Below are 13,588 nucleotides of genomic sequence, written 5' to 3' on the forward strand. Positions count from 1 at the left end.
CGGCTATTTTTTGCGTAAATCCTGATTGAGCAACAGTTAGCCAAAGCGATCGCTAATCTGGGGTTTGACCAATTCCGCCGTCAGTTGTGATATACGAAGACATTTAACACACTTTCACAAACTAAAGTTTTACAAAAGCTAGTCAGTAGCAAAAATAACTGACAACTGATGGGAAATTCTACCTTTACAAGGGGTAGAATGCTCGGAAATTTAATTTAATTAGCGTTTTTCAGGAGATACTTCAATGTCACTTTGGGCTATTGATTCACCTACTGTTGAACTCCGTCCGAACACCAGCGAAAGTGAATTACAAACACTGATTCGGGCAGTTTACAAACAGGTTTTGGGTAATGCTCACTTGTTGTCAAGTGAGCGACTAGCCACTGCTGAATCGCAATTGCGCGATCGCAAAATCAGCGTCCGCGAATTCGTCAACATAGTTGCAAAATCAGAACTTTATCAATCCCTGTTTTTCAACTCTTCTTCTCAGTATCGGTTCATTGAACTGAACTTCAAACACCTGCTAGGGCGTCCTCCTGCCGATCAAGCAGAAATTTCCGAACACGTCCGCATCTATAACGAACAGGGCTATGATGCTGAGATCGAATCCTATATCGATAGCAACGAATATCAGCAGAATTTTGGCGAGAATATTGTTCCCTATGTTCGCAGCACCAGCTCCCAAGTCGGAATTAAGAATGTTACCTTTAACCGCACCTTTAGCTTAGTCAGAGGATTCGCTAGCAGCGATAGCGATCGCAAAGCCAAACTGATTGGTGATATCGGTTCCAATTTACCCACATCCATCAAAGCTCCTGCGGCTGGTTCTAGTGTCAGCAGCACCGACAAACGCTTTTTGATTAAAGCTGTCAAAGGTGCAGGTAATCTCCGTACTCGTCTGGGCAATCTGGAATACGTAGTTAACTACAACCAACTGTCTGGACAAGTGCAAAACATTCATCGCACAGGCGGCAAAATTATCAGTATCACTGAAGTTGCTTAGATTTGTCTAAGTAGGAAACTGGAGACAAGGGGACAAAAGAAAACTCCTAACTTCTAACTCTTGTACAGACGCGATTAATCGCGTCTGAACTCCTAATATCATGTCCGGTTAAAGACTTATCATTAAGACCGCAGAGGAGCGGAGGGGCAGAGGGGCAGAGGGGATGGGTTTTTGGGCTTTCTGCATAGAGAAAGAGAATTATAACTAATTAGCCGGACATGATATAACTCCTAACTCAGCACTCCCAATTCAGCACTCCCAATTCAGCACTCCCAAATTCATTTGTAGTCAAGGAGGCTAACATATAGACTAAGAAAATAACTTTCTTTTTTACCAAGATATCTCTTGGATTTTAAGCTACTTTTTTAAAATCATTTTTCTAATGGAAATTACTGAATTTTTTGAACTTTCGATTGGACGATGGCGATCGCAGCGTAGCGCTCATCATTTAGCATTCGCCCACTTTGAAGAGGTATTATCTAACATTGACATTGAGTCTCTATCCACCAACGATCCAGCAGTGGTAGCAATCTGTCAATTGTATGACACTGAACCCAGTAGTATCACCCACCCTTTTCGGATGACTTGGGAAGGTGAGTCAGATTGGGACGATAAACCAATCTCTGGCAGTACTGTACTAGTACCAATTCCCGATGTCGAAAATCCTTCTAGAGGAAAACTCCTGCGGGACAAGGGATACGCTGAAACAATCCCAGCAGTGGCTAAATATCATCTGAGCAATGATGGTATTTTTACCCTGTTAACACAGTATGAACTTGCTGCTGCTGAGGAGCGAATTTGGTTTGCTAACCCAAATCTCCGATTTCGGGTAGCGACGATTAAAACCAGTGATGGGAAAGGCGTGACAACAGCTTCCTTTTCTTCAGAGATTCGCTTTTTGTCAAGTTCAATCAACTAGCAAATATCAGGTTAAAACATAATAAGGATACAAGCTCCTAATTTATTTATGGGGATTGTAATCTGTGAATACTTCGACAAGCTCAGTACAAGTTTTGAATTTTGAATTTGGAGCGAAGCGACGTGACGATAGCGCCCAGCGAATCTAGCACCAACGCTAGCGATTTGCTCACCTTAGCCTGTTGGATGGCAGGAGATTTTAGCAACTACAAGCAATCTTTTGCAAATCCGCAACTTTACGCCCACATTCACATTTATTTTCGTCCTTTACCAATTGAATTTTTTTCTGGTATCGGTTTCTATTCTGAACAAGCTTATGACCACGATTTATGGACACCCTATCGTCAAGGAGTACATCGACTAGTTGATTTGGGCGATCGCATTTATATCGAAAATTACAGCTTGAAAGATCAGATGCTTTATGCAGGTGCAGCTCGTGAATTAGATATCCTCAAAACCATCACCCCAGAAAGCATCGAACGGCGTTATCACTGTTCAATGGTTTTCCAACGAGAAGGTGAAATGTTTCGAGGCAGTGTGGAACCAGGCAATCAATGTCTGATTCAACGCAACGGATGCCAGACATATCTTGTCAGCGAAGTAGAAATAACCGAGCGTACTTGGATAAGTCTAGATAAAGGTATGGATATTGAAACCCACAAGCAAATATGGGGATCTACCGCCGGTCCATTGCAATTTGAAAAACGGGAAAGTTTTGCTGATGAATTACCTGCGGTGAGCGCATTATGTTGATTCAGCTTGAATCTGTTAAAACCAAAATGTTGCCTCCATCGGCTGAAAAAAAGATGCGCTGCTGGATTCGCAGCCGCCACTTGATTTGTTCGGGTAACTTTTTTATATTCGAGACATTAGAATATACAACGATTGAGAGATTTTCTGAGTGCGTTGCATCTTTAGGAGGGACAGTAATATCCGTTGACCCAGTTAATAAAATCTGGATGGGCGATCATCGCCAAGTAATTTTATATCAAGCAAAAGCTAGTTTACATACACCTCATCATACTTTGAAACAATACTGGATAAAATACGGTGGTTTCTACACTAGATTTGATGAGCGTCCTTGAGAGTTATTATCCTGTAGAAATTCTTTTGACAGGCGTTTATACTCCAATTCAAAATTAAGTTTTGAATTTTAAATACTCCCCAAGAGGGTTGACGGCTAATTGTTAATGTCTAATTGCTAATTTCTCATCGTGATTAGCTGTTAGTTATTAGTAATTAGCCGTCTAAGTTTGTTAGAAAATGTAACTAAAAAAATCCCAAAAAGTTGATAAATTAATATCAATAACCAGTAATTAGTAAATCTTAAGTAGGGTGTGTTATGACTTTAGCCTAACGCACCATGTTATCGAGAGGTGTCTTAGCAATAAGGTTGTGATAAGCATTCTTAACCTTCCTTGTGGTTTGGGAAAAGGTAAGGGGTAAAGAGGTGTATGTTTGAATTTACCCTTTTCCTTTTACCCTTTCCCCCTTAACCAAACCGTATTGGGTATGTTAGGTGCTTTGATTTATATTTTTTGTGACAAATCATCTCAAATATCCCCTTAACACAACGCCCTTCAGGTTTATTCTTAGTTTCCAAAATTAGTCACTTCTACCCACACTAATCCAACTATGCAGACCTTCTTAGACGAAGAAACCAGACGACGCCAATATCAAGCATTGCCCCAAACAGAACCGATCGAACTGTGGAATACTGCTTCAGTTGATGACATTGAAATTGTAATTCGGGCAGTTTATCGGCAAGTGTTGGGTAATGCTTACATCATGGAAAGTGAGCGGCTCGTAGTTCCAGAATCCCAACTCAAACAAGGCATAATCGATGTGCGTGAGTTTGTGCGTCAAGTTGCCAAATCAGAGTTGTATCGCTCCAGATTTTTTGATAACGTTTACCGCTATCGGGCAATTGAACTTAACTTTAAGCACCTGCTGGGTCGCGCTCCCGATGACTACTCCGAGACTAAACATCACAGCAACATTCTCGATGAGAAAGGTTTTGAAGCGGATATTGATTCTTATCTTGATAGCGACGAGTATCTAAATGCCTTTGGCGAGAACATAGTGCCATATTACCGGGGTTATAAAACTCAAACGGGCAAAAAGATATTGGAATTTACCAACATGTTACAATTGTTACGGAGCAACTCTAGCAGTGATAAAAACTTAGCAACTAATAATGAACCTCAACTGGTGCGATCGCTAATTACCAACGCTCCTTACGGTAGACAGAAACTCACGGATATTAGTGCATTGCTGGCTGAAATATTCAAGCCCAAGCCAGAAACTGCTGCTCCAGTTAATACCTTTATTGCAGCTTCTACAGCAGCCGAGGAAAGCTTGCGACAAAAGATTCAAGAGCAAGAAAGCCAGATTGCAACTTTGCAACAACAAATAGCAGACTTACAACCATTTGCCAACATCGGCACAACAAAATTTAGTAGTAGTTGGCAGTCTTCTAGTTTGCCCACTAGCACAGGTGAATACACATCTTTGCAACAGCAAGCTGACGCCCAAGAAAAACAGATCGCAGCTTTGCAAGAGCAAATTGCTGATGCTCGACGATCTGCGACAATTGGGGAAGCTCGGTTGAATAAGTGGCGCAGTCGCGTTTTTAATGGCTAATTTCTCTAATGTTTAGTTTTATCAAGTGGGTTAGGCAAGTTTAACTCACGCATTTTTTCACTACGAACAAATAAACTACTTTAACCCTAATTCGAGAAGTTGCTTGCAGGACAGGAAGACAAAGCGTAGCTTTAACGGGGTAGGGTTTTTCAGGTTTAATAAGTCTCGGATTGGGACACCTGCATCTGACCCCAAACAAGCGAGAAAAGTCTCCTGGTTGGACTCCTGGTAGACCTAGAGTGCCACGAACTCATTATCCCATTGTTAAAAAGCCTTTACCAAGCCCAAGAAAGTATCTAAAAATACTGCTTAACGGCTTTTCATTCCTCAGTCGGTTGCTTGCCAGTGAAAACTGCTAATTGAGCGGCGAAAGCACGCTTGAAGGCGGGCCGCGCTTCGCCACGGGCGACATAGGTAGAAAGATTTGGATAGTCGTCCACCATACCCGAGTCTTTCAATCTGAGCAGCACTTCCACCATCATCAGGTCGCCTGCGCTAAATGCGCCATTGAGCCAGTCGGCATCTCCAAGGTGACTGGAAAGTTCTAAGAGCCGGTTATGGATGCGACCTTCAAGGACACGCAGGCGCTGCTCGTACCAGGTCTGATCACGCTCTAAGTACGTGGCGATTTCCCGATCAACGATTGGCGGCTCCATCGTATTAAGTGCGGCAAACATCCATGCGATCGCTCGCGCTCGACTATTCGCATCGTCTGGCAACAGCCCTATATGGCGCTCCGCGATATGGAACACGATCGCCCCCGACTCGAACAGGACGAGATCACCTTCCTCATAGGTTGGAATTTGCCCGAAAGGATGAAGCGCACGGTGCGCGGGTTGCTTCATCTCACTGAACGAAACAAGACGAACGTTGTAAGGTTGGCCTACTTCTTCGAGCGCCCAGCGAACGCGCATATCACGCGCCAGTCCCTTACCGCCATCAGGCGATCGTTCAAAGGCGGTAATAGTGGGTGTCATTGTCAGGGTCATGGTGATTTCTCCTTTCAGTCCTGCTTTAGTCTAAACTTCAGTCACTAAAGATTTCCTGATATTTTCCGAGTAAGCTTGAAACAACAAATAATCAGAAAGTGTCTGGATTATTGTTCTAATAGACTTACAACTTATGAAAAAAGCTAGAATTTATCGATACCGTACTTATGGATTAGTTGGGTTAATATCCTTAAGCGCTGTATTAAGTACACCTACATCTGCCTTAACACAATTGGCAGACGATTCCCCAGTTGGGCAAACTCCTATCCCTACTTCTAACTTAATCTGGCCAACTCAAGGGTTTATTTCTCAGGGCTTCCGCAAATATCAACATGAAGGAATTGATATTGCAGGGGCGTCTGGAACTCCTGTTGTTGCTGCGGCATCCGGTACAGTTGTCAAAGCAGGTTGGGATAATTGGGGATTAGGAAATGCCATAACTATTAAACATCTCGACGGCAGCACTACTGTCTATGGTCACAATCGCCGTTTGTTAGTGAGCAAGGGTCAACAGGTCATTCAAGGTCAAATGATTGCCGAGATGGGATCTACAGGCAATAGTACAGCACCTCATCTGCACTTTGAAGTTCATCCAAATGGTCGAATAGCAGTTGACCCCCTTCGTTTGTTGACATCCGTAACTGCAAATGTTAGCTCCGGTTCTAAAGTTCAGCCAGTCGATAACCAGAACCGCCCAGTTTCGTCGCTCCCAGGAGCAAATCAAGTTTTACCCTCACAGCAGCCAATTCCTATAGATTTTGTACCTATAAGTACTGATACGAAATGTAATGGAATTAGTCTTATTGAAGGTGAGACTGCAAGCTCTCGTGTAAAAGTCTGTGAAGAAAATGGTCAATTATTTTATATTGGGCAATTGAAGCAAGCCCCAAGCAAGCCTATAAAGATAGTAGCTTTAAATATTGGTAAAGACAGATATCGAGCAGATAATGGTAGCTTTTATTATTTAGTCACTCCACAAAGAGTTGAAGTTTGGCGAAATGGCATTCAGATTCGTTCTGACAGTTTTTATAGTTTAACGAAATCGCCTTGATACTCTTTCTACTTTACTTTGGTGAAGATGGTTATTTTAGGTTATTTTAAATATTACTCTTTTCTATACCAGATTGTTAAAAACTTAACTACTACGCAGACTTTATTTCGCTTAAATTCAGGTTTTGAACCGCTTTGATATCCCCTGCCTATCAAAGGTTCAGACAGGGGGTATTACAGCAATTAGTTGAAGAATGAAGAATGTAGAATTCAGAATTCTGACTCCTGAATTCTGTTCAATAAAACTTTCAGTTTAAATACACTTGCTAAAAATTAAGTGTTAATTGAAGCAAGTGATTGAGAGCCATTTGGTACAGAGCCATTATTTAGGATAGGCTGACGAGTTTTCAGGTCAAATTTGAAGCCGTGTGGCAAAATATGAAGCTTTGCTCCACAAATCGCCAAAGACTCATCCTTCAAAATTTCGTCCACATTGTTATATGTAGCTTCTGATTCATCAACAATCGTAACCGCACCTTCACCAATTACTTCAATTTGGTTATCTACCACTACCATAGCGGTATTTTCGTCAATACCAAATCCCAAAACAGCAGGCTGTAGTACCAAAGCTGATATTAAACGTCCTAAGCGTCCCCGTTGGGAAAAATGCTGGTCAATTACTACCCCTGGTAAAAATCCCATACCTGGGCCCATATCGACAGTTTCAATCCGAGGATGTGTTTCTGAGTCGCCTTCCACAATCATTACGTCTGGCATCACAGCAGCTCCGGCACTTGTGCCTGCGATAACTACACCTTCAGAAAAGCGCTGGTGAATTGCCACATCGATTTCGGTGTCCTTGAGGATACTGGTAATACGAGCTTGATCTCCCCCTGTAAAAAATACCCCAGTTGCTTTACTAATAGCTTCCAATGCGGTAGATGAAGATGCATCTTCACGGGTTTCTGTATCAATGATGCGAACAGTTTCGGCTCCCAGGCGCTCAAACACTCTAATATAATTTTCTCCCACTTCTCTTGGTAGTTCTGTGGCTGCTGTCATAATTACAATATACGCCTTTGTACCTCCAGCGCGTCGTACAAAGTCCCGCAAAATTACAGAATCTCCCTCTTTATCTTCGGCTCCCCCAATAATTACCAATTGCTTTTTGATATTACTTTCTACCATGATGCTCCCCTGGATTTGAGTTAATAAATTTCACTAAAACATGACAATTCAATGTATCAAATCATCCCTTTGATAGATTACTTGATAAAAGTAGGGTTAACATTTGCGTAGACGCATACCCCTACGGAAAGCAAGCTACGCAAATCGTCTGTCTACGACACGCTGCACGAACGTAAAGAAGCAGCTTGTCGTTAGACATTGCAATTAGACCAAAATACTTTTCTGAAACATTATCTAATTTTCCTATTACTAAATAAAATCTACAATATCAACTGCCTCTAGAAAATACTTCTAGAGGCATTTTTGGCTATATTGCTAATGGTCTATTGGAGATTTATCGTGTGATGTGAGTAATTGCTATTGACTCTAGCTAGATGGGATTTATATCTCTGATGACAAGTCCTAATGAACCCGACTTCTGTAAAGCAAGTTAGTTAAGAAAAAACGTGCTTGTTCTAGCGGGAGATGCCTGGGTTTGCCTTGGTAGACGATTTGATACTCATTCACGTCTGCGCCATCTCCATGTCCAGAAATGAGCTTTTGGTGAAAAGCTTCGTCAGCTAGTTCTCGAATTTCATCTCTTAGAGCAGCTTGTGTGTTATTCATACTTTGCTGTCTTTTTATACTGTCTTTTTAATGCCTCATATTTACTTATACGATTTTTGGATAAGTGTTGCACCTTTCAAAGGTTATATCTTTGATTATTCATGAGGATGAATTGACTGTTCTTGATTCCTGGCAGCAGATTGGGGATTTAATTATGCCTTTAGATAGTTAAAAATGCTTAGTAATAGAGTTAAGTTGGGTTCGGATTAGCTCAGTGGCAAAGCCATCACTCTCCAAAATTAACATGAGCCAATCTACAATCAATAAGTCTGAGTAACCAGAATTCAGCATTAAAAAATTTCAGGGTGTTTAGCCGAAGGTTCGTAATCAATGGTTCTACAAAAAAGCAGTGAATTAGTCCGCATTAATGCTAGAAGAACAGATGTATTCGATATTTTCAACTTCAAGCATTACCTTGGCCCTAACCCTTATTTAGATGTAGGGGCGCTAGTATTTGATTTTACTCCAATTGACTCTAGAGAACCTTTACCCATTGAAGATTATATTGCCAAGATTGGCGATCGCTATCCAAATTTTCGCGATCAAACCTACGAATCTTATGCCCATCTATTTGCCCAAGTTGTGTCCGAAGTCGGAAAATTGGACATGGATTTACACCTTAACCGCTGGAGTGTGAAGCCATATCCAAATCTCACGCGAATTAGCGTCCAATCACTACATGAACGCACATCTAGAGAGGTAGTTTACTTTGTTTGGGATTGGTTTGAAGCCATTACCCAAGACGAAGATTTTGCCTTTGATGAACAGCTGGTGAAGTTACAAGATAGATTTCGCGCATCTGTCTACGGTGGCCCCACAGTTTACGCCCTATTGCGAACAGCCTACGAGAAAGGTATTCCCGCCTTTTATCTGTGGGAAGAAGGATTGATGCAGTACGGCTTAGGAAAAAAACATGTGCGGGGGGTAGCAACAACATTTAACTGTGATAGCCATCTAGATTCAGAGTTTACTACCCGCAAGGATGATTGTAAGGCATTTTTGAAAACCTTAGGTTTTCCAGTGCCTGAAGGCAGTATTGTCTTTTCTGAAAAAGAAGCCTTGGCAGCAGCAAGAGAAATTGGCTACCCAGTGGCAGTTAAGCCAGTGGTAGGTCACAAAGGAATTGGCGTTACGGCTGATGTGCAAGACTCAAAAGAACTGATATCTGCTTATAATCGCTCAGTGGCAGCGATTCCCGAAAATCAGCAAACTCGAATAATTGTTGAGAAAAGCATTACAGGATCGGATTTTCGTTTGTTGTGTGTCAATGGTCGATTCGTCGCCGCCACAGAACGCCGTCCAGCATCGGTTGTAGGTGATGGGTATTTAACGCTTGCAGAGTTAATTCGCGAAGAAAACCGCAAACCTGCACGTTTAGATACGCCAACTTCGCCGATGAGTAAAATTCAGATTGATGAAGCGATGGAACTCTACCTAGACGAACAGCGCTTATCATTAGACAGCGTCATTGAGAAAGGACGCACTGTCTACCTGCGTAAAGTTGCCAATCTTTCAGCCGGAGGTATGAGTATCGATGCAACCCCGACAGTTCATGATGACAATATTATCTTGGCACAAGATATTGCCCAACATTTCCAACTGACTTGTCTGGGAATTGATGTCATTACCAAAAGTCTTGCAGAATCTTGGAAGTCTAGTAACTTTGCCATCCTGGAAATCAATGCTGCACCAGGCGTTTTAATGCATCTTAAACCTTCTGTTGGTGAAAGTGTTGATGTGCCTTCTCATATTTTAGAAACCTTTTTTGAGTCGGGTACAGATGCCAGGATACCAATTATTACCTTCAACAAAATCTCAGTTGAAGAACTGCAAGCGACGATTGACCATATCCTTTTGCAACATCCCAACTGGACAATAGGTGCTGTTTGTCGTGATGGCGTTTTTGTGAATCGCTCGAAAAAAGTATTAAGCAAAGATTACAACAGTAATGTCCAAACTTTGCTGCGTCATCCCAAACTTGATTTGCTGATTGCTGAGTATCCTGAAGAGATCCTCGAAGAACAGGGCATATTTTACCAGCATAGTAATATTGTAGTTTTGGATAATCCTACCGAAACTGAGATGATTTTGGTGCGGAATGTTTTCGATAGTTCGACTGTGGTGATTAGAAAAGGCAACGATATTTCTATTCGTCGCAAAGGGTTAATTGAAGACTATACTTTGGGTGAAGATGAACCATTTACGCGGGTTTATTTGAAGGAAACTGGAGCGATTTTGGAAGTTAAGTAAATAGGCGCTTTGGGATTGGGGAGCAGGGGAGCAGGGGAGAAGAGGAGAAGAGGAGCAGGGGAGCAGGGGAGCAGGGGAGAAGTAACTGTAAGTCTTTCTTTTTGCTCTGCCCTCCGCATCTCTGCCTTTTGTGCCCCATGCCCAATTCCTAGTTCAAGCTTCTAAAGCTGGAGAAATTAAAGAGTGGCTGGAGTCGGCTAAACTAAAGAAGAAATGGCTTAATAAGTATTAATAATTTTGTTATGAGTACTGATTCACCTGTTAATTCTCCCGAAAAACCCGAAGCCACATTCGGGAAGCGTCTGAGAAATTTCTTAATTGTAATGGTAGCGATCGCACTTAGTGTTTCCCTCGTTTTAGGATTGCGAACTGAAACAACCTCGGCAACTCTAGCCAAGTTGAGCGAGACTTCCACACCTTTAGAAGTAGCAATCAGCAACGGCAAACCATCTCTAGTAGAGTTTTATGCAGATTGGTGTACTGTCTGCCAAAAAATGGCACCAGATATCACTCAACTAGAAACAGAGTATGCTGACAAGATGAATTTTGTCATGCTGAATGTAGATAATACCAAGTGGCTGCCGGAAATGCTGAGATATCGGGTAGACGGAATTCCCCATTTTGTATTTTTGAGTCAGCAAGGGGAAACCATCGCCCAAGCGATTGGCGATCAACCCCGGACGATTATGGCTAGCAATTTAGAAGCTTTGGTTACTGCTTCGCCTCTCCCTTATGCTCAAGCTAGCGGCAAAGTTTCTAAGTTTTCAGCCCCAGTAGCACCAACGGCGAATCAAGATGATCCCCGCAGTCATGGCAGCTAGGTGGTAAATTAAAATAATTCGTAATACTCGCCAAAGGCGAGAAGCAAGCTACGTAATTCGTAATTCGTAATTCGTAGTTAAAGACTGTTATGTATGGGATATTCTATGTAAGAGATTGCCGCTTGAGCCGCTTTTGAGCATACATTAATTCGTCAGACTTGGCGATTAGTTGTTCTAGTGACATATTACTTTCTGGTGAGTAACGCTCTATGCCGATACTCATCGAAAGTTTATACCTACAGTTTTGCTGTTGATTAAAGTTGACGATATTTGTTTGTAGACGCGCTTGGATACTATCAGCGTCTTTAAAGTAGCTAGAGATGAAAACAATGAACTCATCGCCACCCAAGCGGGCAACAATATCTGAGTTCCGAAAAGTTTGCTTAAGTAATCGACCAGCATCAATAATCAAGGCATCTCCCATGTCATGACCAAGGGTGTCGTTAATCTGTTTTAGCCCATCTAAATCAATGAACATAACCCAGCAAAACACTTTTATGCGGTGAGCAATTTTCAACTGCTGTGTAGCCATTAGGAAGAAACCACGCCGATTATGTAAACCTGTTAGTTCATCGGTCAGCAATAACTGTCTTCCTTCGATCTCTGCTTGTTTGCGGTTGCGAACTTCCTGAATGAGTTCTATTTGAGCGATCGCCTGACGACTTAGGCGGCGCAGTGCATCTAACTGCTGATAACTTAGGTGATGAGGAATAGTATCTAGAACACACAACGTCCCAATTGGAAAACCATCAGGCGTAATTAGAGGGACACCAGCATAAAAACGAATTTTGAGATTACCTTTGACTAAGGGATTGTTATTAAAGCGATCGTCTTTAATGGCGTTGGGAACCACCAATATATCCTCTGGTTGGAGAATGGCGTGGGAGCAAAAAGACCCATCTCTGGGTGTTTCGCTACTTTTTAGTCCAACCTTAGATTTAAACCATTGGCGATCGCTATCAACTAAGCTAATTAAAGCAATTGGAGTCTTACAAATGTAGGCAGCGATCGCAGTTAGGTCATCAAATGCTTGTTCGGGTAGGGTATCTAGAATGTTGTAGTTCGCCAGCGCTTTGAGCCTTTCTGCTTCATTGTCAGGTAGAGGAATAGCTTGAGTTTTCACCGATGAGTGTCTAAGCTTTAGGCAGGAAAGTCTGGGACATTGTAAATTTTGGAACAGCCGCAGCATTACCTCTCCAGCAACAAGACTGCGTGACATTAACATCTCTGCAACAAAAATCAACATTCGGTTGAATATACAGAAATATTCTATTACATGATGCGCTTCATGCCTTTGGTTTGCTCTGTTGTTCATGTCACCCTAACTTTCCCTGTGCAAATTCCCTAAGTATCTAGATACTTACAAGGTCTTTTGCCCAAAGCGGACTTAAAAAATATCAATATTAGCTAAAAATTATCAAAACTTATTATATTGTTAGAGTTCTTAATCATGGATTAATGTTTTTGATACCAATAATTTGTTTATACTTACAATGAATTAATGTTTTTAATACTACTAATTTGTTTATACCTACATAAGTTACGAGGGTTAGAAACCGATTAGGGGAACTTCTTCTCATAATTTGCTTGAGCGATCACTTAACTTTGCAGCACACTTTTGCTCATCTCAGCATATCTATGCAGAGATAATACATATTAAGTCCGGGTAATTAGTTATGATTATCCACAGTCATTGCACCCCTACCCAAAGCATCGGCTACGGTGTACACACAAGTCGAATTACCCCCCTTAGTCCCCCCTTGTAAAGCAGGGCTGTTTCATTCCCTAAAAGTCCTTAATTTACAAGCGTATCAGTCAAAAAAATCAGGTTGTTAACAATCCAATTCAGACAAAAACCAGGCGATCGCACTTAAATTTATCGGTTGAAGCCGTAATTTTTCGATTACCAACTTACTCAAATTTTTGGCTGATACTGTTGACAAAATCGCGATCTGAACGAATGAAACAGCCCTGCCCTTGTAAAGGGGGGAAACAAGAAAAATCCGGTTCCCTCCCCAATACATACGGGGAGGGTTAGGGTGGGGTAATTCTAGAACTGGTAGTAATTCGATAACTTGTGTGTACACCGTAGCTGCGGGGAGGGGAGACAAAGCACAGCTTTGGGGGGGTGGGGTTCTTCGGGTTTAATAAGCAATCAAGCGGACATGATATAAGTCTTG

Annotated in this window: 12 protein-coding genes; 8 read left to right on the forward strand and 4 right to left on the reverse strand. The window is 41.8% G+C overall.

Annotated elements, in window-relative coordinates; all coding sequences use genetic code 11:
• Positions 1–244 precede the first annotated feature (244 nt).
• The 5 genes from RMY27_RS21660 to RMY27_RS21680 all read left to right on the forward strand — a co-directional run bounded on the left by RMY27_RS21660 (position 245) and on the right by RMY27_RS21680 (position 4,564).
• Entirely contained in the window at positions 245–1,003 is a 759-nt protein-coding gene (locus RMY27_RS21660; protein WP_322666651.1) for a phycobilisome rod-core linker polypeptide, read from the forward strand.
• A 382-nt stretch (positions 1,004–1,385) separates the two neighbouring features.
• Positions 1,386–1,922, forward strand: a complete 537-nt coding sequence (locus RMY27_RS21665) for a phycobiliprotein lyase (protein ID WP_322666653.1) — start codon at positions 1,386–1,388, stop codon at positions 1,920–1,922.
• A gap of 122 nt (positions 1,923–2,044) precedes the next feature.
• Positions 2,045–2,674, forward strand: a complete 630-nt coding sequence (locus tag RMY27_RS21670; protein WP_094348989.1) for a chromophore lyase CpcT/CpeT — start codon at positions 2,045–2,047, stop codon at positions 2,672–2,674.
• A complete protein-coding gene (locus RMY27_RS21675; protein WP_322666656.1) occupies positions 2,668–3,006 on the forward strand; it encodes a CpeR family transcriptional regulator in 339 nt (112 codons plus the stop codon). The genes RMY27_RS21670 and RMY27_RS21675 overlap by 7 nt, the downstream gene beginning before the upstream one ends.
• Before the next feature lie 550 nt (positions 3,007–3,556).
• The gene (locus RMY27_RS21680) at positions 3,557–4,564 is read left to right on the forward strand and encodes a phycobilisome rod-core linker polypeptide (protein WP_322666658.1); all 1,008 of its coding nucleotides are present in this window, start codon (positions 3,557–3,559) and stop codon (positions 4,562–4,564) included.
• A 320-nt stretch (positions 4,565–4,884) separates the two neighbouring features.
• Here RMY27_RS21680 and RMY27_RS21685 read toward each other — a convergent pair whose 3' ends face one another.
• On the reverse strand, positions 4,885–5,553 hold the full coding sequence (locus RMY27_RS21685; RefSeq protein ID WP_322666659.1) for a glutathione S-transferase family protein: 669 nt from the start codon (positions 5,551–5,553) through the stop codon (positions 4,885–4,887).
• Positions 5,554–5,686: 133 nt separating this feature from the next.
• Here RMY27_RS21685 and RMY27_RS21690 point away from each other — a divergent pair, with 133 nt between their 5' ends.
• On the forward strand, positions 5,687–6,604 hold the full coding sequence (locus tag RMY27_RS21690) for a M23 family metallopeptidase (protein ID WP_322666661.1): 918 nt from the start codon (positions 5,687–5,689) through the stop codon (positions 6,602–6,604).
• A 272-nt stretch (positions 6,605–6,876) separates the two neighbouring features.
• Here the strand turns inward: RMY27_RS21690 and RMY27_RS21695 are convergent, their stop codons facing one another.
• Both RMY27_RS21695 and RMY27_RS21700 read right to left on the reverse strand, forming a co-directional pair.
• On the reverse strand, positions 6,877–7,731 hold the full coding sequence (locus tag RMY27_RS21695) for a cyanophycinase (protein ID WP_322666663.1): 855 nt from the start codon (positions 7,729–7,731) through the stop codon (positions 6,877–6,879).
• Between the two features lie 402 nt (positions 7,732–8,133).
• Entirely contained in the window at positions 8,134–8,337 is a 204-nt protein-coding gene (locus RMY27_RS21700) for a hypothetical protein (RefSeq protein ID WP_322666665.1), read from the reverse strand.
• Between the two features lie 330 nt (positions 8,338–8,667).
• On the opposite strand from RMY27_RS21700, the gene RMY27_RS21705 reads away from it, so the two are divergent.
• Positions 8,668–10,587: an acetate--CoA ligase family protein gene (locus RMY27_RS21705; protein WP_322666667.1), complete on the forward strand. Its 1,920-nt coding sequence runs from the start codon at positions 8,668–8,670 to the stop codon at positions 10,585–10,587.
• Between the two features lie 242 nt (positions 10,588–10,829).
• Complete coding sequence (locus RMY27_RS21710; protein ID WP_322666669.1) at positions 10,830–11,408, forward strand: thioredoxin family protein; 579 nt, start codon at positions 10,830–10,832, stop codon at positions 11,406–11,408.
• Positions 11,409–11,511: 103 nt separating this feature from the next.
• Here RMY27_RS21710 and RMY27_RS21715 read toward each other — a convergent pair whose 3' ends face one another.
• Positions 11,512–12,627, reverse strand: coding sequence for a sensor domain-containing diguanylate cyclase (locus RMY27_RS21715; protein ID WP_322666671.1), 1,116 nt, complete (start codon positions 12,625–12,627; stop codon positions 11,512–11,514).
• Positions 12,628–13,588: the final 961 nt, after the last annotated feature.

It is taken from the genome of Nostoc sp. DedQUE09, assembly GCF_034530915.1.
Taxonomy (GTDB): domain Bacteria; phylum Cyanobacteriota; class Cyanobacteriia; order Cyanobacteriales; family Nostocaceae; genus Nostoc.